General features: G+C 70.6%; 18 protein-coding genes and 4 pseudogenes. 17 read left to right on the plus strand and 5 right to left on the minus strand.

Translation table 11 applies throughout. The features are described from left to right. Nucleotides 1-59 precede the first annotated feature (59 nt). Nucleotides 60-668, minus strand: a complete 609-nt coding sequence (locus A6A29_RS14965; protein ID WP_073720576.1) for a TetR/AcrR family transcriptional regulator — start codon at nucleotides 666-668, stop codon at nucleotides 60-62. 94 nt (nucleotides 669-762) lie between these two features. On the opposite strand from A6A29_RS14965, the gene A6A29_RS14970 reads away from it, so the two are divergent. Both A6A29_RS14970 and A6A29_RS14975 read left to right on the plus strand, forming a co-directional pair. Next, nucleotides 763-1,803, plus strand: a complete 1,041-nt coding sequence (locus tag A6A29_RS14970; RefSeq protein WP_073720577.1) for an NAD(P)-dependent alcohol dehydrogenase — start codon at nucleotides 763-765, stop codon at nucleotides 1,801-1,803. Between the two features lie 213 nt (nucleotides 1,804-2,016). Further along, the gene (locus tag A6A29_RS14975) at nucleotides 2,017-2,994 is read left to right on the plus strand and encodes a recombinase family protein (protein ID WP_073720578.1); all 978 of its coding nucleotides are present in this window, start codon (nucleotides 2,017-2,019) and stop codon (nucleotides 2,992-2,994) included. A gap of 46 nt (nucleotides 2,995-3,040) precedes the next feature. Here A6A29_RS14975 and A6A29_RS14980 read toward each other — a convergent pair. Then, a pseudogene (locus tag A6A29_RS14980) lies at nucleotides 3,041-3,250 on the minus strand (MFS transporter); the annotation flags it as partial. Between the two features lie 62 nt (nucleotides 3,251-3,312). On the opposite strand from A6A29_RS14980, the gene A6A29_RS14985 reads away from it, so the two are divergent. The 6 genes from A6A29_RS14985 (at nucleotide 3,313) to A6A29_RS15010 (ending at nucleotide 8,378) form a co-directional block, all read left to right on the plus strand. Continuing rightward, nucleotides 3,313-3,891: a sugar O-acetyltransferase gene (locus A6A29_RS14985; RefSeq protein WP_073720579.1), complete on the plus strand. Its 579-nt coding sequence runs from the start codon at nucleotides 3,313-3,315 to the stop codon at nucleotides 3,889-3,891. Nucleotides 3,892-3,905: 14 nt separating this feature from the next. After that, nucleotides 3,906-4,463, plus strand: coding sequence for a TetR/AcrR family transcriptional regulator (locus A6A29_RS14990; protein WP_073720580.1), 558 nt, complete (start codon nucleotides 3,906-3,908; stop codon nucleotides 4,461-4,463). 423 nt (nucleotides 4,464-4,886) lie between these two features. Continuing rightward, on the plus strand, nucleotides 4,887-5,435 hold the full coding sequence (locus A6A29_RS14995) for an HAD-IA family hydrolase (RefSeq protein ID WP_107468221.1): 549 nt from the start codon (nucleotides 4,887-4,889) through the stop codon (nucleotides 5,433-5,435). A 264-nt stretch (nucleotides 5,436-5,699) separates the two neighbouring features. After that, a complete protein-coding gene (locus A6A29_RS15000; protein ID WP_073720686.1) occupies nucleotides 5,700-6,131 on the plus strand; it encodes a hypothetical protein in 432 nt (143 codons plus the stop codon). Nucleotides 6,132-6,333: 202 nt separating this feature from the next. Further along, complete coding sequence (locus A6A29_RS15005) at nucleotides 6,334-6,894, plus strand: hypothetical protein (protein WP_241838474.1); 561 nt, start codon at nucleotides 6,334-6,336, stop codon at nucleotides 6,892-6,894. Nucleotides 6,895-7,337: 443 nt separating this feature from the next. Continuing rightward, a complete protein-coding gene (locus tag A6A29_RS15010; protein WP_198953076.1) occupies nucleotides 7,338-8,378 on the plus strand; it encodes a TSUP family transporter in 1,041 nt (346 codons plus the stop codon). Nucleotides 8,379-8,478: 100 nt separating this feature from the next. Here A6A29_RS15010 and A6A29_RS15015 read toward each other — a convergent pair whose 3' ends face one another. The 3 genes and pseudogenes from A6A29_RS15015 to A6A29_RS48020 all read right to left on the minus strand — a co-directional run. Then, entirely contained in the window at nucleotides 8,479-8,676 is a 198-nt protein-coding gene (locus tag A6A29_RS15015) for a hypothetical protein (protein ID WP_073720583.1), read from the minus strand. Nucleotides 8,677-8,856: 180 nt separating this feature from the next. Continuing rightward, nucleotides 8,857-9,806, minus strand: a pseudogene (locus A6A29_RS15020) (carboxylesterase family protein); the annotation flags it as partial. A 29-nt stretch (nucleotides 9,807-9,835) separates the two neighbouring features. Then, a pseudogene (locus tag A6A29_RS48020) lies at nucleotides 9,836-10,018 on the minus strand (MBL fold metallo-hydrolase); the annotation flags it as partial. 305 nt (nucleotides 10,019-10,323) lie between these two features. Between A6A29_RS48020 and A6A29_RS15030 the strand changes: the two are divergent. From A6A29_RS15030 to A6A29_RS15070, 9 genes and pseudogenes are all read left to right on the plus strand, one after another. After that, a pseudogene (locus A6A29_RS15030) lies at nucleotides 10,324-11,230 on the plus strand (helix-turn-helix domain-containing protein). A 295-nt stretch (nucleotides 11,231-11,525) separates the two neighbouring features. Then, complete coding sequence (locus tag A6A29_RS15035) at nucleotides 11,526-12,938, plus strand: serine hydrolase domain-containing protein (RefSeq protein ID WP_241838475.1); 1,413 nt, start codon at nucleotides 11,526-11,528, stop codon at nucleotides 12,936-12,938. Continuing rightward, nucleotides 12,935-13,972 carry a dipeptidase gene (locus A6A29_RS15040; RefSeq protein ID WP_073720585.1) on the plus strand — a complete coding sequence of 346 codons (1,038 nt, stop codon included), beginning with the start codon at nucleotides 12,935-12,937 and terminating at the stop codon, nucleotides 13,970-13,972. Before A6A29_RS15035 ends, A6A29_RS15040 begins: the two co-directional genes overlap by 4 nt. Before the next feature lie 108 nt (nucleotides 13,973-14,080). Continuing rightward, nucleotides 14,081-16,207 carry a dipeptide ABC transporter ATP-binding protein gene (locus tag A6A29_RS15045; protein ID WP_241838476.1) on the plus strand — a complete coding sequence of 709 codons (2,127 nt, stop codon included), beginning with the start codon at nucleotides 14,081-14,083 and terminating at the stop codon, nucleotides 16,205-16,207. Between the two features lie 67 nt (nucleotides 16,208-16,274). Then, on the plus strand, nucleotides 16,275-17,225 hold the full coding sequence (locus A6A29_RS15050) for an ABC transporter permease (protein WP_073720586.1): 951 nt from the start codon (nucleotides 16,275-16,277) through the stop codon (nucleotides 17,223-17,225). Continuing rightward, nucleotides 17,222-18,157, plus strand: coding sequence for an ABC transporter permease (locus A6A29_RS15055; RefSeq protein WP_079182762.1), 936 nt, complete (start codon nucleotides 17,222-17,224; stop codon nucleotides 18,155-18,157). The genes A6A29_RS15050 and A6A29_RS15055 overlap by 4 nt, the downstream gene beginning before the upstream one ends. A 62-nt stretch (nucleotides 18,158-18,219) precedes the next feature. Then, entirely contained in the window at nucleotides 18,220-20,079 is a 1,860-nt protein-coding gene (locus A6A29_RS15060) for an ABC transporter substrate-binding protein (RefSeq protein ID WP_073720587.1), read from the plus strand. A 28-nt stretch (nucleotides 20,080-20,107) separates the two neighbouring features. After that, nucleotides 20,108-21,397 (plus strand): erythromycin esterase family protein, encoded by a 1,290-nt coding sequence (locus A6A29_RS15065; protein WP_073720588.1) that lies wholly within the window; start codon nucleotides 20,108-20,110, stop codon nucleotides 21,395-21,397. Then, the gene (locus tag A6A29_RS15070) at nucleotides 21,394-23,484 is read left to right on the plus strand and encodes a prolyl oligopeptidase family serine peptidase (RefSeq protein ID WP_073720589.1); all 2,091 of its coding nucleotides are present in this window, start codon (nucleotides 21,394-21,396) and stop codon (nucleotides 23,482-23,484) included. Before A6A29_RS15065 ends, A6A29_RS15070 begins: the two co-directional genes overlap by 4 nt. Nucleotides 23,485-23,492 lie beyond the last annotated feature (8 nt).

Below are 23,492 nucleotides of genomic sequence, written 5' to 3' on the forward strand. Positions count from 1 at the left end.
CCGGTCCTGGCCGGAGCCCAGGCAACGTGCGTGAGTGTCACCAAGGGTGTTGGTGGCAGTCATGAGGGGGATACGTCGCCTCTGCCGGCCGCGGTGGCGCTCTGGACGCAGTCGCGGAGCAGGGCGCGGCGCTGGTCATGTACGTCATCGGGTTCTTGGCTGCTGGCCGCGTATACGTTGCTGACCGGTGACCAGGCCATGGACATGGCGATGACCATGGCCATGATGTCGAACGGGTCACCTGCGCGGACCCGCCCGGCGGCCTGGGCTTCGGCGATGGCCGTGAACTTGCGGTCGTCGTAGTGCTGGTGGGTCTCGACGAGGTGCCCGTCAGGACGGCGCTCCAGTCGTGTCCAGGTCGCCAGTCGGATGAGGTCGGGGCGGCGCAGGTATTCGTCGTAGAGACGAACGGCCCAGTCCGCGAGATCGTCGGCGTCGATGGGCACGACGTTGGTGATGCGCTCCAGCGAGCTGAGGAAGATCGCGTCGAAGAGTCGTTCCTTATCGCCGAAGTAGGCGTAGAGCTGTGCCTTGTTGGTGCGCGCTGCCGACACGATGCGTTCGATGCGCGCCCCGGCGATGCCGTGCTGGGCGAACTCTTCGGTGGCGGCGTCCAGGATGCGCTGGTAGGTCGCGGCGCCTCGCGAGGTCTGGGGCTGTTCCGGCATGCCCGCATCTTACCAAACAGAACAGTTGGTTTGCCTTGGGGCGCGGTCACACTTACGCTGCAACAGACAGAACAGTCTGTTTAAGGAGTCACGTATGCGAACGACCACCGGATGGCAGGCGGCCGGTCCGACGGCGCTGCGGCGCACGTCGCTGGAGCGCCGTGACCTGCGCCCGGATGATGTCGCGGTGCAGGTCGACTACTGCGGCGTGTGCCACACCGACCTGCACGCCCTGCACGCCTACGACCAGCACACGAAAACGCCCCTGGTGCCCGGTCACGAATTCACCGGCGTGGTGACCGGGACCGGCCCCGAGGTGACCACCTTCTCGGTCGGCGACCACGTCGCGGTGGGCAACATCGTCGACTCCTGCGGCGTGTGCGCCATGTGCGAAGCCGGACAGGAGAATTTCTGCCATTCCTTCCCGACTCTGACCTACGGCGGCACCGACCGGCAGGACGGGTCGACCACCCTGGGCGGCTACTCCCGCGAGTACGTCGTGCGCGACACCTTCGCCTACCCGCTCCCCTCCGGCCTCGACCCGGCCGCAGCCGCCCCGCTGATGTGCGCCGGCGTCACCGTCTGGGAGCCCCTGCGCTCCCTGGGCGTGGGCCCCGGCAGTCGCGTCGCCGTGGCCGGGCTCGGCGGGCTGGGCCACCTCGCTGTCAAGATGGCCGTGGCACTCGGCGCCACCACGACCGTCATCAGCCGCACCCGGGACAAGCTCGACGACGCCCGCAAGCTCGGCGCTCACGACCTCATCGACTCCACCGACACCCAGCAGATGGCCACGGCACGCGACACCTTCGACGTCGTCATCGACACCATCCCCGCCCCTCACGACCTCGCTCCGTATCTGAAGCTGGTGGCGATGGACGGCACCCTCAGCCTCCTCGGGTACCTGGGCCCCGTCACCGTCGAGGCCATGGACCTGCTCATCGGCCGCAAGAAGCTCAGCTCCGCGGGCAGCGGAGGACGCATGGCGACAGCCGAGATGCTCCAATTCTGCGCTGACAACAGCATCGCCGCCGACATCGAAGTACTCCCGTCGTCACAGGTGGACACGGCACTCGACCGCCTCCGGCGAAACGACGTCCGCTACCGCTTCGTGCTCGACATGTCCGACCTGGACTGAAGAGACGATGGGCCGGGCCATGGCGTGCGGGCCGGACAACGGCGCGCGCATGGCCCGGCACTCCGCCCTCTCACAAACGTTCCTTTGCCCGAGCAATATCAAAAGTTGGCATCCGGAGACCGTCAAATCCCGGATCGGGTCGCAGAAGCCGTTCTCACTCAAAAGCGGCAGGAGGGCAGTTCTGCGACTTGAGTTCTGCGAAAATCCGGGCTCATGACGGACCCTCAAGAGTCTTCCCCGCCCGCCGGGTCGGAAGCCGATCTCGTCGAACGCCATCCGTGCCCGAAGTGCATGGCGGCTCCCGGCTCACCGTGCCGCTCGCGCTCCGGCGCGGTCGCCTCCGCCTATCACACCGGGCGCTTCACGAAGGTGCCGAAGCTCGCGAAGGGGCTGCGGGTGCAGACGCCGGCCGACCGCGGGCCGGGACAGCCGTGGCGGCCCGGGGCTCCGGTGCCCGCGGCCATCGACCCCGACCTCCCGAGCGCGGACATCCGCATCGGCTACGCCCGCTGCTCGACCCTCGGACAGGAACTCGACTCGCAGCTGGACGCGCTCGCCAAGCACGGCATCGAGCGAGAGAAGATCTTCAGCGAGAAGATCAGCACCCGCATCAAGGTCCGCCCCGCCTTCGAGGAGGCGCTGAAGACCGCCCGGGAGATCAAGGCGCACGCGCCGCACTGCCGGGTCCTGTTCACGGTGTACGAGATGAAGAGGCTCGGGCGCGATGGCGCAGAGCTCACCGCCCTCGCCGACCATCTGACCGAGCACGGCCTGGTGCTGGAGATGCTCGCCGGACCGCTGCCCGGCATCTACGACCCCACCGGGCCGGGCAAGCTCCTGTTCGGCTTCTTCGCCGCGATGGCGGAGACGGAGCGGGAGACCATCCGCGAGTCGACGCTGGAAGGGCTCGACACCGCGGCCCGCAAGGGCAAGTACGGCGGCCGGCCCCCGGTCATCACCGACGACATGCTGCACACCGTGCTGCGGCGCAAGGCGCTCGGCGAGTCCGTCGAGCGGATCCAGCCCGATCTGATCATCCCCACCGGCAAGCGCAAGGGGCAGAGCCCCAGCGTCGCCGGCATCTACCGGGCGATCGCCGAGCACGAGAAGGCCCAGGCGTACCCCGAGGCCGTCGAGGCGGCGCACGACGACTTCGCCGCTCTTCGGCAACGCGACCGCAGCCCCGTGTAGTTACTCAGTGTTACTCGCCACTTGGCGGCAGCTATACGAGAACTGGGCCGTAACGGCGTACGAGCTGGCCGGAGGCCGTGACGCCGGCCATCGAACCGATGGAGAGACCGAACAGCACCAGCCCCATCGATCCGGTGGACACATCGAGGCCGTCCCGCACCGCCGGGGTGCGGGCCACCCAGGACGCCATGCCGGTACCGGCGGCCAGCATGAAGAGAAACAGGGCGGTACGCCGGCGGCGCGTAGCGGCATCCATGACAGCGGGGCCTCAGCAGACGAATCGAAGAAGGGGAGCGACAGGAGCGTACGATCGTACGCATGAAGGACCACTTCGCGGGGGACCCCCGTACCCATCACGAGCGGATGCTCGCCGGAGACCTCTACATCTCCGATGACCCGGACATCGCCAAGGCCCAGCAGCGGGCCGTGCGCCTGGCCGCCCAGTACCTTGCGGCGTACGCGGAGGACGCCGATGCCGCGCAGCCCGTCGTCGCCGAACTCCTCGGCGGTGTCGGCGCGGGTGCCCATATCCGGCCGCCGCTCCACGTCGACTACGGCACGTACATCACGGTCGGCGAGGACACGTTCATCAACTACAACCTCACCGCGCTCGACGTGGCACCCATCACCATCGGGCGCGACTGCCAGATCGGGCCGAACGTACAGTTGCTCACCCCCACCCACCCGGTGGAGCCGGAACCGCGCCGGGACAAGCTGGAGGCGGCCGAGCCGATCACGATCGGCGACAATGTCTGGCTCGGCGGCGGAGCGATCGTGCTCGCCGGGGTGACCATCGGGGACAACAGCGTCATCGGCGCCGGAGCCGTCGTGACGAAGGACGTTCCCGCCAACGTGGTTGCCGTGGGCAATCCGGCCCGGGTGATCCGCTCGATCTAGAAAAGGGAAGCACCGTGGCGACTGGAAGGAACGACCCCGAGCGGCGGGAGCGCATCATCACCGCCGCGCTCGACCTCATCGCGGAGGAGGGGGTCGCCGGGACGTCGCACCGCAAGGTCGCCGCCCGCGCCGGGGTGCCGCTCGGATCGATGACGTATCACTTCGGCGGCATGGACGAGCTGCTGCGGGAAGCGTTCACCCGCTTCTCCAGCAGTATCGTCGCCATCTTCGAGGAGCGTCTCGGCGCCGCGAACACCCCCGACGAGGCCCGGGAGGCGGTCGCCGGTCTCGTCCACCATCTGTCCATCGGGAATCAGCGCGAACTCGTCCTCACCCACGAGCTCTACACGCTCGCCGCCCGGAAACCCGCCTACCGCGAGCTGACCCGGGAGTGGATGCGCCGGAGCCGCCGCGCGCTGGAGTGGCACTTCGACCCGGCGACGGCACGGCAGCTCGACGCGCTGATCGAGGGACTCGCCATCCACCGCGCGCTGGAGACCGAACCGCACGACCGCGCACTGACCGTCGAGGCGATCGCCCGCATCACCCAGGGCGCGAGCGGGAATCCCTGACGCGCGCCCCCAAGGCCCCTGGCCGGCACCCCACCTGACCAAGGTGCCGGCCAGGTCATATCCGTAACCGCGCGAACCGGCGGCCCTCGTCCGGCGTGCGTGCGCGTCCAGGTGGCGGAAGGCGCAGACCGCCTCGATGCAGACCGGTCGCCACGGCCGGATGGACGCCGCCGGTACGGGAGAGCGAGGGAAGGGCGGACATCCGCCGTCCCACGCCCCAGGGTGTCCACTGCCCCGGCCCACGGCTCTGCTCTGTCCACCAGCCGTCGCCGCGATTCTCGTGCCGTTCCGCACCCACTTGACCAGTACGAACGGTGCCCTCATCCTCGTCGTGGTCGTCGTGGCGGTCGCCGGCCTCGGGAACCGGGTGGCCGGGGTGCTCGCCGCGTCGCCCGCTACCAACGCCCCGGCTCTCTGGCGAAGATGGCCGCCCGGTGCGACGTGCCCGCGGACGTCTTCGCCGAGGCCTACTGGGCCTGCCGCCGGCCCTACGACGCCGGGCAGTGGTCCGCGTCCGCGTACTGGACGGCCGTACTGCGGTGGCTCTCCCGCACCGCCGACGCCGACATCATCGAGAAGCTGCGGCTCACCGACATCGACAGCTGGTCACGCGTCGACGGCCGCATGGTCGCCTACGCGCGGTCCCTGCGTGACGTCGCCGAGGTCGCCCTGCTCTCCAACCTTCCCTCCGACCACGCGGACGCCTTCCGCGCCGCGCAGCCCTGGCTGCGCGACCTGGACCACGTCGCGTTCTCCGGAAAGATCAGCGCGGCGAAGCCGGACCCGGCAGCGTACTGCCACTGCGTCGTCGCCATGCGGGCCGCCCCCGCCGACTTCTTCTTCGTCGACGACCACGAGGAGAACGTCCGCGCAGCGCAAGCCATCGGCATGAACGGCCATGTCTTCACCGGACTCGACGAGCTGGCGAGAACCGTCGACACCTGGCTGTCGACCAGCAGTCGTACTTCGTGATCCCGCGCCGTTGCCCCTCAGAGCCCGGCAGCCACCGGCGGCCCGTTCGGAACGATGCGGAGCGGCGGAGGTTACGGGGCAGGGCGAGAGGGGTTTGTGTAGCGATATCCCACAATCATGCACAAATGAGCATGGACTCTCAGCTTCGAGTCAGTGACACTTTGTCAGCGGGACGCTCCGTCCGGGGCCGGACAGGGCTTACCGCACGTCATGTACCGCGGCGGGATGCACTTCCTCCTGCCGTCTCGACATCTGGGGGACTCCATGCGCACATCGATGTCCGGCTGTCTGGCCGCCCTGACCCTGGCCGCCGGGGCTGTACTCGCCCCGGGCACGGCGACCGCCCATGCCACCGCGGCCGCCTATCCGACCAGCACCTTCACCATCGAGTTCGGCGCCACATGGACCAAGGGAACCGTCACTTGGTACAACCGGTCGGTCGGAGTCGTCGGGAAGCACCGGTCCGCGGTGGCGGACAGTGATCTGACCTGCCGGACGACGTATGTCTACACCCTGCAGGGCAACCGCGGTGTGCTCAGTGGCGCAACCGCCGATGTGACCGCCTGCGGCACCATCAAGTCCTACAACTTCACCGTTCCCGCGGACAAGGCCGGTGGCGCCGCGTACGTCAGGGTCTGTCTCGATGACGGGAACCTCAAGGACCTCGCGTGCAAGCTCATCGCCAGGCCCGTGTGAGCCGGTGAGCCGAGGCCGGCCGAGCGCCCGGGGGTGAGCTTTTCCGGTGCGCGGATACCGGGCGCGCAGGGACGTGCTTGACGCCGAGCGGCATGCGCACGGTCCGGGCGGGTCCAGGGGTGGGCGCGCATCACGTCCGCCCACCGCTGGGCCGGACGTCCTCACCACCGGGCAGCGCCCGGCAGTTGATAGCGTGATCGTCGTGACAGAGCTGGGAGAACTGGTCCTGACCCCCGGCGAGCGCGCCCGGGGAGTCCAAGTCGACCGTGTGATATTCACCATGGACTGGAGCGGTGAGGAAGTCCCGGGCGAACTGGCGGCGTTCGTGGCCGCGCGGGTACGGGCCTTCGGGGTGGAGCCGACAGACGTCGACACCGACGTCGTCTACCGCGCGGCCGAGGCCGACCCGACTCTGCGCCCCGGTGATTTCCCCATCCGCCAGCTCGATCACCTGTCCGGTGTGCTGGCCCCTCTCGGCTGCACGCTCGTGGTACCAAACAGCGGCAACGACACCTACGAGGTACTGGTCGCGCTGACCGGTGAGCGCGAGCCGACCGGGTTGACGCACCAGGACATCCCGGTGCGGGCCTGGGGCTCGGAACCCGAAGAGACCCTGATCAGCCTGGACTGCCCGAACTGCTCCGAGATGCAGGTCTGGCAACTGCCGGCGACACAGACCCTGGCCGACGAGCGCTGCGAGTGCGGAGTCACGTTGTTCGACGCCGCCGGCCACCCCCTGCCCAACGTCACCCTTCACGACTGAGCCGCTCAGTGCCCCGGGCCTCGGCTCATCCACCGATGTCCTGCCCATCGAACGCGGCTCCCACCGCCCACCCGGACCCTCTGTCGGCCGGCTGCTGCCGACGCATCGGCGAGGCCGCCTGACCTGCGCGGTAGTGAAGTCGCCGACGTGCAGACCTCCATGGCTTATGAGCACGTCCGGTCCCGCTGCATCGAGCCGGCCGGTCCCGATCGCGCCCGCTTCTCACGCAGAGCCCGCTGACTGGCCGGCTCTGCTCCGGGCCCCGTGGGGAGAAGTCCGGCCGGCCCGTACGGCTCCCCGGACGATCCGACCGCGGACCGGGCGGTGGTCACCCTTGTCGCATCGTGCGCATCCGCGGTGTCCGGGGAACTCGGCCCGCCCGCCGGACGACTGGTTCGACAGAGGGGCGTCCCCCGGGACGCCGCGCGACGGAGGGAAGAGCCGTGTCGGGAAAATCCAGGCTTCCTCGGGTGCTGGTGGTCAACGCCGCGCTCGCCGGAACGGTGTGGCTGATCTGGGCCATGGTGTGGGGGGCGCGCTATTTCGATGTCCTCGCCCAGGACTGGCGGGTGGCGGTGACGATGGTGTTCGGGTCGCTGGTGGGCGGCGGAACGAGCGAGGGCGGCGGGGCGATCGCGTTCCCCGTCCTGACCAAGGGTCTGGCCGTCCCGCCGGACCAGGCGCGGATCTTCACCTTCGCCATCCAGTCCATCGGTATGGCTGCCGCGTCGCTGTCCATCCTTCTGTGCCGGGTACCGGTGGAGCGGCGTGTGGTGCTCTACGGCTCGGCCGCCGGGGCGGTGGGGGTGATGCTGAGCGTGACCCTGCTCGCCCCACTCGTACCGCTGCCCACCGTGCGCGCGCTGTTCACCATGTTGCTGGTGGCGCTCGCCGTGGCACTCGTCGTCCAGCTACGGCAGCGCGGCTACCGGCGCAACGCCGCCATCCCCGTGTGGACGGGGCGCGAATTGCTGCTGGTCGTGTGCGCCGGGTTCGCGGGCGGAATCGTCAGCGGAGTCGTCGGCGTGGGAGAGAACTGCGTGATGTTCCTGCTGCTGGTACTGCTGTTCCGGGTATCGGAGAAAGTCGCCACCCCGACGACGGTGGTGATGATGACCGTGGTGTCGATCACGGCGTTCCTCACCCACGTATTCGTCACCGGGGACTTCACGGGGCCGGTGGTCGGCTACTGGGTGGCTGCCGCTCCGGTCGTCGCGGTCGGCGCCCCGCTGGGAGCGTGGATCTGCACCCACCTGACGCCGCTCACGATTCGGGTGGTCCTCTTCGTCCTGATCGGTGCGGAACTGGCCAGCACCGTACTACTGGTGCCGTTCACTCCCGGCATGGTCGTGGCCAGCGCGATCACCCTGGTCCTGATCACCGGTCTGTGCCTCGTGCTCGTCCGGCAGGGCCGCTACGCCACGCTGCCCGCGACACCGAACGAACGCGTCCCGGCCGGTGCCGTCGGCGGGTCGGCTCCGTGACGCCGGGCTGTGTGAACAATCGAGCGCCGCACTGCCGGACGCCGGGACCCGGCCGGTCTGCCGGGAGCCGTATGCGGTGCTGCCGTGCCGGGACTCCGGCTCATCCGGCACCGGCCTCGCCGGTCGTCGCCCCGGCCGGGAGACCGGACCAGTTCTGGCGCACCACAGGTACCGATTCACAGCCGCGGAGCCGGGCGTCCCTGCGTGCCTGACCGGGCGACTTCCCGCTGCCCACCACCCGGCCTTCCGCGACCGCCAGCCAGTCGCCCCCGGACAGCTCCGCCCCCAGCGTGTCCACGCCGGTCGGTTCCAGGGCCAGGAGCAGCGCCGGGTCGGGGTCCGTGGGGGTGTCGGCGGCCCCCGCTCACGGTGTTCCCGCACGCCACTCGGCGGTGGTCCGCTCGCCGGACCTGAACCGTGACCAGAGCACGTGCTGCAACACGATCAGCGGTCCCCGTGCCGTCAGGAGCGGGAAGGCGCCCGTCAGCACGCCCAGGCCGAACAGCAGACTGACGCTCGCCGAGACCGCGCCGGCGGCGAGAGCGTCGGCGGGCTGGACCGGCAGGACCAGGCTGAACGGGCTGAGCCAGGCCAGCGGGTCCGTGGCGGTGCTGGTGCGGAGGTCGAGGCCGGCCAGTGCGGGCAGGATCGTCAGGAAACGCTCGTCCGGGATCGGGGCGAACGCCTCGGCGGTCGGCTCGACACCGAGTGCGGCGGCCGCCGTGGTGGTGACCCGTTGTGCTTGTTCCGGGGTGAACGCGCCGGTGCCGTTGCCGCTCTGGACGACCGCTCGCCGGAACAGGCCGCCTGCCTCCGGTGTCGCGAGCAGCGCGCCGACGAGCGTGGCGCCCGCGGCTGGCCGAACAGCGTGACGTTCCGGGGGTCACCGCCGAACGTGGCGACGGTGTCGCGTACCCAGCCGAGCGCGGCGAGCACGTCCAGCAGTCCGCGGTTGGCCGGAGCACCCGCCAGATCGAGGAACCCGGGGATGCCGAGGCGGTAGTTCACCGTCACGAGCACGACGCCGTCGCGGGCGAACGCGCTGCCGTCGTAGAGCGCGGCACGGTTCGAGCCGGTGACGAACCCGCCGCCGTGCACGAAGACCATGACGGGACGCCGGCCGCCGTCTGCGGCCGGCGTGTGGACATCGACGCTCAGGTACTCCTCGCCGGGCACCCAGCCCGGCCCGGAGTAGGGGACCATGTCGAGCCGGCCGAAGTCGCGGGCCGGCTGGGGAGCCATGGGCGTGGGCCGCGTACCGTCGCGGACGCCGGACCAGCCCGGATGCGGTGCGGGTGGGGCGAAACGGCCGGCGCCGGTGGGGGCCGCCGCGTAGGGGAGGGCGCGTTAGCGCTCGCCACATCCGTCTCCGAGGCCGCGCACGGCGCCCGCCGGAGTTTCGACGACCGGATCTGCTTGTCGGGGCACGGGAGACACTTCCTTTCCGGAGGGGGACATCAGGAGAGGCGGGGGAAGCCCGCCCACTCCTTGATCGCGAACTTCGAACCGCTGCGCGCGACCTCGGCGGCGCCCTGGCCGCCGAAGTGCGCCGGGAAGACGAGCGCGCTGTTCTCGGCGGCGCGGCCGAGCAGCTTGTGCCGGGTGGCGCGGGACTCCGCCGGGTCCTCGCAGAAGCAGGAACGCGGGTTCCAGAAGTCGGGTGCCAGCCAGTCGCGGTGCTCGTCCCACGAGCCGTGGGGGCTGTCCGGGAAGAACTGGGCCGGAGACATCTCCGACGAGCCGAAGAACTCCTTGATCCGGCTGACGGTGACATCGCCGAGGGTGATCTGCTCGGGGTTCTGATCCATGTGGTCCGCCCTCGGTCCGGAGTACGTCGCTGAAGGGGACCGAGCCTGGCGACGCGGGCGGGCACGCACCACTCCCGGGTTGTCCTCCCCCTCACAGGGTGTGGCTGGGGCGGGGCCGCACGCCGAATACTGGGGGGATGAACGGACCCGGGCCTCTCGGCGCCTTCCTCCAAGCCCGACGGGCGCGGCTGCGCCCCGAGGACGTCGGCCTGCGTGACCTCGGACCCCGCAGGCGGGTGGCCGGGCTCCGGCGGGAGGAACTGGCCCAGCTGGCGGGCGTCAGCGTCTCGTACTACGCACGGCTGGAACAGGGCCAGTCCCGCGGGGCCTCCGCCGAGGTGCTCGACGCGATCGCCCGCGCTCTCCTGCTCGACGGCCACGAGCGCGAGCACCTCGACCGGCTCGCCGGCGCCGCCCGCCACGCGCCCCGGCTGCGCCGCCCGCGGCCCGAGAGGCTCGCCGGCGAAACACGCGACCTCCTCCGCGCGGTCGACGGCGTCCCGGCGGTAGTGCTCGGCCGCCGTACGGACGTGCTGGCCTGGAACACCCTCGGGCATGCCCTGCTGGCCGGTCACCTGGACCTCCTCGCGCCCGGACGACCCGGCGCGACGCCCGAACATGAGCCGGATGCTGTTCCTGGACCCGCACTGCCAGGAGCTGTACGCGGACTGGAAGCGCAAGGCGCACGCCGTGGTCGGCAATCTGCGCGTCGCCGTCGGCAGGCACCCGGAGGACCCGCTGCTCGCGGAGCTGATCGGTGAACTGACGATGAAAAGCCCGCAGTTCGTCGCCCTGTGGGGGGACCACCGTGTGGTGCCGTGCGATGCCGCGACCTATGAGCTGCACCATCCCGTCGTCGGCACGGTGACGGTGACACAGCAGACACTGTCGATCGCCCGTTCACCGGAGCAGGCGCTCGTCGTGTGCACAACCCCCGCCGGCTCCCCGTCCGAGGAGGCTCTCGCGCTCCTCCGGCAGGCGAGCGGCAGCAGGGCGCCGCACGCGGACAGCCGCACGGGAAGCGGCATGGGCCGATCCCCGTAGATGCCGGCCGGCCGGTCCGGCTCGACCACGGTGATCCCGGGCGGCAGGGAAGCACCCCGAAGCTGTCGTGGCCTTCGCTGCCGGCGTTGAGCGGGCCGACGTGCACGGCCAGCGGAGCGACTTCGCCATGGAGCGAGTACAGGTAGTTGCGGGTGGCAGCCATGGCCGATCCGGGACCGCCCATGCCCGGTTTCGGCCAGTCGCACCAATGCCCGGTCCGCATGTGGTGGAAGTGGACGAAGAGGGCGGTTTCCGCACGTTCTAAGCTCCTGCGCAGTCGAGCAGGGAGGATGCCGTGCACAAGCTGGACGGGTCGGATCAGCTGAACAAGTTGGAAGAGATCGGCGCCTGGCTGCGCCGTCGGTTGCCGGATCTGGTCGTCGAGAGCCAGGTGCCGGGGGCAGCCGTGGCGGTCCAGGCCGGTGACGCATGGGTCGAATCCGCGGCGGGTGTGCTGAGCACGGCCACCGGGGTCGACGCCACGGTGGACTCACTCTTCCAGATCGGGTCGATCACCAAGGTGATGACCGCGACGCTGATCATGCAGCTGGCCGACGAGGGACGACTGGATCTGGACGCTCCCGTACGGGCCGTCCTGCCGGAGTTCCGGATCGCCGACGAGGAAGCGGCGCGCGGGATCACCACGCGGCAGCTGCTGAGTCATGTCGCGGGTTTCGAGGGAGACATCTTCACCGACACCGGCAAGGGCGACGACTGCCTGGAAAAGTATCTGGGCGTCCTGCGGGACGTGCCGCAGCTCTTCCGGCCGGGCGCGATGTTCTCGTACAACAACGCCGGGTACTGCGTGCTCGGGCGGATCGTCGAGGTGCTGCGCGAGGAGCCGTTCGACGTCTGCGCCCGGCGGCACCTGTTCACTCCGCTGGGCATGAGTCGCACCGCGAGTGACCCCTACGAGGCGATCGTCCACCGCACAGCGGTGGGTCACGTCGAGAAGGTGCCGGGGGCGCCGCTCGAACCGACGCCCGTGTGGGCCCTGGCACGCTCGAACGCACCGGCCGGATCGATGCTGGCGATGCCCGCGCGCGATCTGCTGGCCTTCGCCCGGATGCACCTCGCCGGAGGCCGGGGCCCCGACGGAGTGAGCGTGCTCGGCCCGGAGACCGTCCGGGCGATGCGACGGCCGCAGGTCACGCTGCCCGACATCGGCCAGGGCGCCGCCTGGGGGCTCGGCTGGGAGCTCTTCGACCTGTCGGGCGCCGCGGTCATCGGACACGACGGGAACACCATCGGTCAGTCGGCGTTCCTGCGCCTGGTGCCGGAACGGGATGTCGCGGTGGCGGTCCTCACCAACGGCGGCCTGTCACGGCGCGTCTGTACGGAGATCGCGGACCGGGTCCTCGGTGAACTCGCCGGGGTCGGCCTGCCTGCCCCGCCGGTGCCGGACCCGGGCGCTCCCGTCGCGGAGACGTCCCGGTACGTCGGTACGTACACGTCCAGCACCGCCGAGACCACGGTGAGCCGGGACACCGACGGGCGACTGTGGCTGGAGCGCACTCCCCGGGGAGCCATCGCCGAACTGGACGAGCCGCCGTACCGCACGGAGCTGGTCGGCCGGCGCGGTGACACCTTGATCCCGGTCGAGCCGGAGCGCGGGGCCCACGCGCCGCTCGCCTTCCTCGGTGACGACGGGCAGGGACATGCGCTGTATCTGCATACCGGCCGGGCCGAGCGGCGGGCACAGCGATGAACGAGCTGCACCGACGCGCGATCGTGGCGGACCTGCACAACGACCTGCTGTGCGCGGTGGTCGCCCGGCCCGTGGACCACTGGGCGGAGTTCTTCCGGGAGCGCTGGCTGCCGCAATTGCGGGCCGGCGGGGTGAACCTCCAGGCGCTGCCGGTGTTCGTCGAGGATCAGTACCGGCCGGAGGGCGCGCTCCGCCGCACGCTGCGCATGATCGAGGCGGCGCACCGCCTCGCGGCCGGCAACGCCGATGCCGTCACGCTGTGCACGGACGGCGCCCAGGTCGACCGGACGCTGGCCGAGGGCCGGATCGCCCTGGTGCTGGCGCTGGAGAGCGCACCCGGCGTGGGCGAGGACGTGGAGCTGCTGGAGACCCTGTTCCGGCTGGGCGTCAGGATCGCGTCCCTGGCCCACTTCGGTCGCACCTCCCTGGCCGACGGCAGCGGCGAGGACGCGACGGGCGGCCGGCTGACCCGAGCCGGGGTCGCGGCGCTGGCCGAGATGGAGCGCCTCGGCATGCTCTACGACATCAGCCATCTCGGCGCGTCCGGGGTCGAGCACGTCCTGGAGCTGTCCTCGCGGCCGGTGATCGCCACGCACTCCGGCGCTCGGGCACTCTTCGACCACCACCGCAACCTTGACGACGAGCAGATCCGGGGCGTCGCCGCGGGCGGCGGAGTGGTGTGCGTGAACTTCTTCGCTCCGTACCTGCACGAGAGCGACTACTCGATCGGCCGGCTGATCGACCACATCGAGCACCTGGCCGGGGTGGCCGGCGTCGAGCACGTCGGGCTGGGACCCGACTTCATCAAGGAAGTGCTCGCCGACACCACTCCCCCGTGCTGCGAGCGGGCCTTCGTCGAGGGAGTGCCGGCCGACGCGTATCTGCCCGGGCTGGAGGGCCCGGCCGGGCTGCCGCTGGTCACCGACGCGCTGCAACAGCGGGGGTGGCCGGAGCGCGACATCGTCGCGGTCCTGGGGGAGAACGTACGGCGCCTGCTGCGGAACGAACTAAGCCGGCCCGCGTCCGCCGGCTGAGCGCCGTGCACGGCAGGAGATTCCCTTCGTGCGATCGGAACGACGCACACCTGAATATTCAGTGAACCCGACGAACGACGACTGAAGTACGTGTCTCAAAATCGTCGGATGGTCGAGGAGATGGAGAGCCATATCGTGCGCGCGAGCGATGGTTTTGAGAACGCACGTGAGCCCGCGGACGGCAGCCGGGTGCTGACGATCCGCGATCTGTCGGTCGAGATCCGCCGGGGCGACCGGATCGTCCACCCGGTCTCGGGCGTCGGTCTGGCGCTCGATCGCGGGGAGACCCTGGGGATCGTCGGGGAGACCGGATCCGGCAAGTCCATGACCGGCCTGGCCGTGATGGGCATGCTGCCGGCCGGTGGCCGGGTGACCGGCGGCTCGATCGACTTCGGCGGTACGGAGCTCGTCGGACTCCCCGCGGAGCGGTACCGGGCCCTGCGCGGCAACGACATCGCGATGGTGTTCCAGGATTCGATGACGGCCCTGAACCCCACCCGCCGCATCGGCGACCAGGTCGCCGAACCGGTGCGGCTGCACCGGGGTGCGTCGAAGCAGGCCGCGCGCGCACGCGCCGCGGAGCTGCTCGACCTGGTCGGGATACCGAGGCCCGTCGAGCGGTTGGACGACTATCCGCACCAGCTCTCGGGCGGCATGCGGCAACGGGTGATGATCGCGATGGCCCTGGCGTGCGAGCCGCGGGTCGTCATCGCGGACGAGCCGACCACCGCGCTGGACGTCTCCATCCAGGCGGAGATCCTCGATCTCCTGGACGACCTCAGGTCCCGGCTGGGGATGTCCATGATCCTGATCACCCACGACATGGGAGTGATCGCCCGGCATGCCGACCGGGTGGGCGTGATGTACGCCGGGCGCGTGGCCGAGACCGGGCCGACACCAGCTCTTTTCAGCCATACCCGGCACCGCTACACCCATGCACTGCTCTCCTCGATCCCCTCGCTCACCCAGGACCGGCGCGAGCGGCTCTTCAGCATTCCCGGCACACCACCTGATCTGTCCGCCTCCCCCGCGGGCTGTCCTTTCGCGCCGCGCTGCGCCGCCGCCACGGACCGCTGCCACGAGGAGCGGCCGCCGCTCTCGGTGGAGGAGGACGGGCACACCCACGCGTGTTGGCACCCGGTCGCCACGCCACCGGTCCGTACCGGCTCGGCAACGGCCGTCGCACGGCCCGTCGTCCCCGCCGACGCCCCTGCGACGGGCGAGACGGCGCCGCGGCTGCGGGTCGTCGATCTCCGGCTGGAGTACCCGGTGGGCCGACGGGGGCTCCTCGGGCGGCGCCGCACCGTCAAGGCGGTCTCCGGAGTGAGCTTCGACGTGGCGCCCGGTGAGACGTTCGGCCTGGTCGGGGAGTCGGGGTGCGGCAAGTCCTCGCTGGGCCGCATGCTCGTGGCCCTGAATCGGCCCACGTCGGGCGAGGTGATCTTCGACGGTGCGTCGGTGACCGGTATGAGTGCCCGCGAACTCGCGCCGCGCCGGTCCCAGCTGCAGATGATGTTCCAGGACTCCAACTCCTCTCTCGACCCCCGCATGCGCATCGGCGCGATCCTGCGCGAGCCCCTCGCGATCCAGGGCATCGGCACGCGCGCCGCCCGGACCGCACGGGCCCGCGAGCTCCTCGGGGACGTGGGGCTGCCAGCGGGCGTCCTGGAGCGCTATCCCCACGAACTCTCCGGGGGACAGCGCCAACGGGTGGGCCTGGCCCGCGCGCTGGCCCTGGACCCCAAGGTGCTGGTAGCCGACGAGCCGGTCAGCGCACTGGACGTCTCCATCCGTTCCCAGGTCCTCAATCTCATGCACCGCGTCCAGCGTGAACGCGAACTGAGCAGCGTCGTGATCTCCCACGATCTCGCGGTCGTGCGGTACCTGGCCGACCGCGTCGGAGTCATGTACCTGGGCAAGTTGATGGAGACCGGCACCACCGAGGAGGTGTACGGGTCCACCGCGCACCCGTACACCGCGGGGCTGCTCGCGGCGGTTCCCGAGGCGGACCCCGCCGCACCGCGCCCCCGGTCGGGCACGCGCGTGCGCGGCGAACTGCCCAGTCCCATCGATCCGCCCAGCGGCTGCCGGTTCCGCACCCGATGTCCACTGGCGACCGAGGAGTGCGCGGCGACGGAGCCCGCCCTCACGACCCTCGCCGGCACGCACAAGGCCGCCTGTCACCACCCGCTGCGCTCGCCGGCCGCACAGCCCGAGGAGCTCTCCGCACGATGAACCGTCACTCATCCCTCCCCCGCACCTCACGGACCCCACGGATCTCCCGGAGAGGAGATGGACACGCATGAGCTGGTACGTGGTCCGACGGCTGGCGATCTCCTTCGTCGTCGTGCTGGGCATCTCCGCGATGGTGTTCTTCCTGCTGCACGTGGTCTCGGACGACCCGGGCCGGGTGGTCCTGGGACAGCGCGCGTCCCCCCGGGCCGTGGCCGATTTCAACCGGGAGCACGGATTCGACCGGCCGCTCGTCGTGCAGTACTTCAGCTATCTGGGCCAGCTCGCCCACGGTGACCTGGGCAGGTCCTACAAGCTCAACGAGAACGTGGGGGCGGTACTGCGGCAGAACGCCGGCCGCAGCGCGATGCTGTCGCTCGCCGGCCTGGTCCTCGCGCTGCTGATCGCCGTCCCGCTCGGCATCCTCCAGGCGGTCCGCCGCAACAGTCTCGTCGACCGCGCCACGACGGCGGCTTCCTACGTGCTCTACGCGACTCCGTCGTTCCTGCTGGGCCTGATCCTGATCGCCGTGTTCAGCCAGTCCCTGTCGTTCTTCCCCGCCGAGGCGTCCCAGTCGCACTCCACGTGGGTGGTCCTGACCGATCCCCGCGCCATGGCCCTGCCCGTCATCACGCTCGCCATCACCAGCGTCGCGATCTTCTCCCAGTACCAGCGCTCGTCGGCTCTCGACCAGCTCGGCCAGGACTACATCCGGGTCGCGCGGGCCAAGGGGCTCCCGGAGCGGAGCGTCCTGACGCGCCATCTGCTGCGCAACGCCTGTCTGCCGCTGATCACGCTGGTCGGCACGCTCGTCCCCAGCCTCCTGGCAGGCAACCTGATCGTCGAGTCGCTCTTCAACTACCCCGGCCTCGGCCTGCTGTTCCTCAACAGCCTGCAGCACGAGGACTACCCGGTGCTCCTCGCCTACACCCTGATCGGCGGCGTCCTCACCGTGGCCGGCAACTTCGTCGCCGACATCGCGGTCGCCGCCGTCGACAGCCGAATCGAGTTGAACAAATGACCTCACGACACACGGACACGGCGGAGGCCCCGGAGGCGGGCGCCACCAAGCCGTCAGCAGTCGGCCCTGCCGAACCGGCCGACGTGCGCGAGCGGTTCACTCTCCAACCGGCGTTGCAGGCACTGCGGCGCCATCCACTGGGCCTCGCGGGCGGGCTGCTCCTGATACTCGTCGTCGCGTTCTGCTTCGTCGGCCCCCTGGTCTACCGGACCAACCAGACCGACGTGGATCTGGTGAACGCGGCTCTGCCGCCCAGCACCGAGCATCCGCTCGGGACGGACCTCAACGGGTTCGACGTGCTCGGCCGGCTCATGGCGGGCGGCAGGGTCTCCTTGCAGATCGGGCTGCTCGCCGCGCTGTTCGCCACCACGATCGGTACGGTCTACGGCGCCGTCGCCGGACTCGCCGGCGGGATCGTCGACGGGTTCCTGATGCGGGTGGTCGACACCCTGCTGTCGATCCCCTTCCTCTTCTTCGTCCTGATCCTCTCGGTGCGCTTCCACGCGAACGCCGTGTCGCTGAGTCTGGTCATCGGCGGGTTCTCCTGGCTGGTCTCCGCCCGGCTCGTCCGCGGTGAGGTCCTGACCCTGCGGGTACGGGAGTTCGTGCTGGCGGCCCGCGTGATGGGGGCCTCCCGCCCGCGGCTCATCCTCACCCACCTGATCCCGAACGCGCTCAGCGTGATCATCGTCGTCATCACCTTCCAGGTGGCCGACGCGATCCTCGTCGTCGCCGCACTGGGCTTCCTGGGCTTCGGACTGACGTACCCGACCGCGGACTGGGGCAGCCAGCTCGCCAACGGCGCGACGTTCATCTCCGCCGACTACTGGTGGCTGGTGTATCCCGTCGGCATCTGCGTCATCGTCACGGTGCTCGGGCTCAATCTGCTGGCCGACGCGCTCCGCGACGCGGTCGGTCACCGGGCCGGCTGAGACCGCTCACCGCGGCTGTCGCCCCTTTCCCCTCTTCCACCACACCTCGCAGGGAGCCATCCATGACACATGTGCCCGGCAAGGCGCGAGGACGCCGCTTCGCGGTGCTCGCCGCCGTGCTCGCCGTACTGGCCACGGCGTGCACCGGCGGCGACCTGGCCAAGGATCTGCAGGGCGGTTACCAGACCCTGCCGAAGGAGTCCGGGAAGCCCGAGGACGGCGGCACGGTCACGGTCGCGCTGACTCCAGGGCTGAGCCCCAACTACATCTATCCGTATCCGCCGGCGTCCGCCAACGGCACCGTCATCGCCCGGGGGCTCCTGTGGCGCTCCCTCTACCGCCCCAGTGGTGAGGGCGACCGGATCGCGGACGCCGCACTGAGTCTGGCCGAGCCGCCCCGCTACAGCACCGACCGCAAGACCGCGAGCATCAGGCTGAAGCGGTACTCATGGTCCAACGGCAGGCCGGTCACCGCCGACGACGTCGTCTTCTCCCTCGCCCTGCTGAAGGCCTCGCTCAAGGAGAGCCCGGCCAACTGGAGCTTCTACACCCCGGGGCAGTTCCCCGACGGCATCACCGCGAAGGCCACAGCGCCGGACGAGCTCACCCTCAGGTCCACGACCGCGTACAACCCGTCCTATCTGATGTCGATGCTGACCCTGCTGTACGTGATGCCCTCCAAGGAGTGGAACATCGCCCGCACCGCGGGGCCGCACCTGGACTACACACGGCCGAAGAACGCCAAGGCCATCTACGCCTACCTCACCGGGCAGTCGGAGTCCCAGGCCACCTTCGCCGACAACCCGCTCTGGCAGGTGGTCAACGGCCCGTACCGTCTCAAGAGCTTCGACCCCACGACCGGTTCGTTCTCCCTGGTCCCCAACACGTCCTACAGCGGGCCCGGCGACTCCCGGCTCGACCGGGTCGACTTCAAGTCGTTCACCTCGGCCCCGGCGGTCCTCAACCAGTTCAAGGCCGGCAACCTGACCGTCGGAACGCTGGACTCCAGCTTCATCATGCAGATCGGCGCGCTGAAGAAGAAGGGTTACCACGTCTACGGAGCCCCGGCGCCCGCCCGGTTCGACCCACTGGTCCTGAACTTCGAGAACACCACCCACCACTTCGACAAGGTGATCGCCCAGCCGTACGTCCGCCAGGCCCTGCAGCACCTGATCGACCAGCAGGGCTACATCAGGAGCCGGGGCGTGTACAACGGTGCCGCCTCCCCCAACTACTCCACCGCGGGCGACGGCTCCCCGTACCCGCCCGCGTTCGGTGACAAGGCGCCCTACCCCTACGACCCGGCCGCCGCCAGGAAGCTGCTCACCGACCACGGCTGGAAGGTCGAGCCGGGCGGCACCACCACCTGCCGACGCCCGGGCACCGGGGCCGACGAGTGCGGGGCGGGCATCCCGCGCGGGCAGACGGTCGACTTCTCCCTCGCCTCCGCGAACACCCCGGCGTACGTCGGCGCCCGGGGTACCGCCTTCGCGTCGGAGGCCAAGAAGCTGGGCATCAAGGTCACGCTCGTGAGCAAGTCGCTCAACTACCTGTACACCAACTACGGCAACTCCTTCGCGCCCGCCAACAGGAACAAGTGGGCGGCGCAGGACTACGGACCGCTGTACCTGGCGGCCGGATACCCGAGCAGCAACACCGTGTTCAACACGGGAGGCAGCTTCAATCTCGGCGGGTACCGCGACGCCGAGGCGGACAGGCTGATCGACGCGTCGACGTTCGGAGCGGATTCCCGGGCACTGTCGGCCGAGGTGACCCACCTCGGCAAGGACCTGCCGGTGCTCTACTTCCCGACTCCGCACACCCTTGTCGTGTGGAAGAACACCCTCTCCGGGCCGCCGTCGTCGTTCAGCTCACTGCTCAGCTACCTGTACACGCCGGAACTCTGGTACTTCCACCACTGAATTCCGCGCGGGAAGGAGGTGAACCGTCATGGACACGTTCCACGACACATCTGCGGACATGGCCGCGCTGCGTCGACTGATCGGCACAGCACGGGTGGTGGCGCTCGGCGAGGGCGCGCACAACATCACGGAGTTCTACGGGCTCAGGGACCTGCTGTTCCGGTTCCTGGTCCGGGAGTGCGGATTCACCGGGCTGGTCCTGGAGTCCGGATTCGCCGAGGGGCTAGCCGTCGACAAGTGGATCGGCGGCGGGCCGGGACGGGTCGAGACCGTCGCCCGGGACGGCGTCACCTACCGCTTCGGCGCGTGCGAGCCGATGCGTCGGCAACTGCGCTGGATGCGTCGGCGCAACTCCGGCGGGGCGGCGAAGGTCGCCTTCTACGGGATGGACCTGCCCGGCTCGTCCACCTCCCCCGGCCCGGCCGTCCGTGCCTGCCTCGACCGGCTGCCCGCCCGCCCGGGTGACGAGGAGTTGCTGCGGCTGAGCGATCTGGGCGACCGGTCGCGGGCGGCGGTCCGTTACGCGGCGATGTCCGCCTCGGACCGTGCCCGGCTGCTCGACGGCCTTCGCGGGCTGGAGGAGCGCGCACTGCGCGCCCACCGGCGCAGCGGCCCGGACGACGAGGATGCCGAGATCGCCCTGTGGTGCGCGGCCTCGCTCGAAGCCTTCGTCGCCGAGGCCGACGAGGACGGCACCTCCTCGGAGGGTCCCTATCCGCGGGAGGCGTTCATGGCGCGCAGCGTGGAGTGGATCCTGCGCCGGGAGCGGCGCGTCGTGGTGAGCGCGCACAACGCACACGTCCGCCGTACACCGCTGCACGGTCGGCCGACGCTGGGCGGGCTGCTCTCCGCCCAGCTGGGGGCGGACCTCGTCGTCATCGGGATGACGTACGGCTCCGGGCCCGAGGTCACCTTCACCCAGCGGTCGTCGCGTCCGTTCGACTGCGACGTCACGCTCGGGACACGGACCCTGACGCCGACGTCCGTCGAATCGCGGCTCGACCGGCTCGGCCGGGAGGTGGCCCTCCTCGAACCGCGCCGTGCGCCCGACGGGTTCTTCGACGGCGTCCGGGGGACGCTCGCCGGTGGGGAGCTCGACCCCGTCGACGACTTCCCGGCCGCCTACGACGCACTGCTCCACGTCCGGCGGGTGAACCGGATCCCCGGGGCGTTCGAGCGACTGCGTGCCGAGTTCTCCGAGGCCGCGCGAGCGGGCTTCGAGGCGGCGGCTCCGGATACGGACGCACCGGAAGAACAGTCCATGCGTCCCGGGGACCTCGGCGGTCTCCGGGACACCGAGGAGTCGGAGTCACAGTGAACAGCAGCCCTCTGCCGTATCCGCCCGCGCGGACCGTCGACGCCTTCGAGGACGTCGCGGGCGTCCGGGTGCCGGACCCGTACCGGTGGCTGGAGCCGGAGACCGACGAGGTGCGGCGGTGGCAGCGCCGACAGGCCGGACTCGCCACGTCGATCGCCTACGACGGGCAGGACCCCGAGGCCGTACGGAAGCTGATCGAGACCTACGATGCCGGGTCCCGCCCGGCACTGCCGAGGTTCGCGGCGGGCCGCTGGTTCCGCGCCGTGGACGCACCCGGTGCGGCGGCGCCCGGCGTGGTCGTCGCCGACCGGCCGTTCGGCGCGGGCCGGCCGGTGGTCGGCCTGTCCGCGTTCGGCGACGGGCAGAACCCCGCGTTCCTGTCGTGGCTCGCGCCGTCGCCGGACGGTCGCGTCCTGGCCCTGGGCGTCTGCACCGACGGCAGCGAGCACAACACGGTCCGGCTCGTCGAGGTGGACTCGGGGCGCGTGCTGGACGGCGCGCCGCGGCAGGTCCTGCACAGCGCGTGGGCCGGTGGCGTGTCGTGGCTGCCCGACAGCAGCGGCTTCCTCTTCCTCGCCCTGACCGGTGCGCCGCACGAGTTCCGGCAGGCCGTGTACCGTCACCGGCTCGCCACGCGGGACGGCGCGGGCAGCACCGTGGTGGAACCGGTCCCGGTCGGTGAGGGCTCCAAGGAGTACACACTCGTGCAGTTCTCGGCCGACGGCCGCTGGGCCGTCGCGAGTCACCGGGTGGGCAGTCCTGTGCCGGTCGCCGTACGCGATCTGTCCCGGCCCGCCACCCCCTGGCGCCCCTTCGTCACCGACTGCGCCGGGACCGTCGCCGGACACATCGTCGGCGACCGCTACATCGCGGTGACGGATGTGGCGGCACCACGCGGGCGCGTGGTCGCGCTCCCGCTGGACGCCGCCGAACCCAACGACCCGGCCTCGTGGACGGAGTTGGTGCCGGAGGGCGGGACGGTGCTGCGGTCCCTGTCTCCGGTCGGCGACCATCTGTACCTCAGTGAGTTCGACCGGACGTGCGCCCGGGTACGGATCCTCGACCGTTCCGGCGCCGTCACCGGGGAGGTTCCGCTGCCCGGGCAGGGGGCGCTCTCCGCACCGTTCTTCGCCCTGACCGGCCTGGCCGTGGGCTCTCCCCCGGACGATTTCGTCTTCGCCTTCTCCACCCCGACCAGCTCCTGGGGCGTCTATCGGCACCGTCCGGGAGAGGCGGACATCGAGACGCTGTCGGCCCCGGCGGTCACCCTCGACGCCGACGTGACGTTCGAGCGGGCCGTGGCACCCGACGGTGTGGAGATCCCTTACCACGTGGTGCGACCTGCGGGCAGCGACCCGACGCGGCCCGCGCCCACGCTGATCTCCGCGTACGGAGCGGCGAACGTGCCTCTGCTGCCGCAGTACCGGCCCGAGATGGCCGCCTTCGTCGCGGCCGGCGGCGTGCTCGTACAGGCACATCTGCGCGGGGGCGGCGAGTTCGGCCGCGACTGGTACCTGGCCGCGCACCGGGAGCGCAAGCACGTGCGCGACCGCGACCTCGTCGCCGTCGCCGAGCACCTCGTCACCACAGGGCTCGCCGCACCCGGGCGGCTGGCGCTGACCGGTGGCTCCGACGGTGGTCTCATGTGCGGGATCGCCCTCACGACGCGCCCCGAGCTGTGGTGTGCCGTGCTGCCGATGGCGCCGCTCCTCGACCTCATCGGGGGCACCCGCGATCCCTATCTGGACTTCGTCATCCGCAAGGCGTGGGCGGATCCGGACGATCCCGCGGAAGTACGGCGGCTGCTGCGGCTCTCGCCCTACCAGCTGGTCGGGCCCGGTGTCCTCCCGGCGGTCTATCTTCAGGCCGGGGCGACCGATCCGCGGTGTCCTGCCTGGCAGGCGCGCAAGTTCGCCGCCCGTCTGCAGGCGGCACAGGAAGGGGACGCGCCGATCCTGCTGCACGTCTTCGACAACGCCGGGCACGGCGCGGCGACATCGCACGAGGTGGCGATCGCACAGGACGCCGAGTGGCTGGCCTTTCTGATCAGGACACTCGGTCTGGGCCGTCGGGAAGCCTCCGGATGAGCGGGCGG

It is taken from the genome of Streptomyces sp. TSRI0281 (assembly GCF_001905125.1).
Taxonomy (GTDB): domain Bacteria; phylum Actinomycetota; class Actinomycetes; order Streptomycetales; family Streptomycetaceae; genus Streptomyces.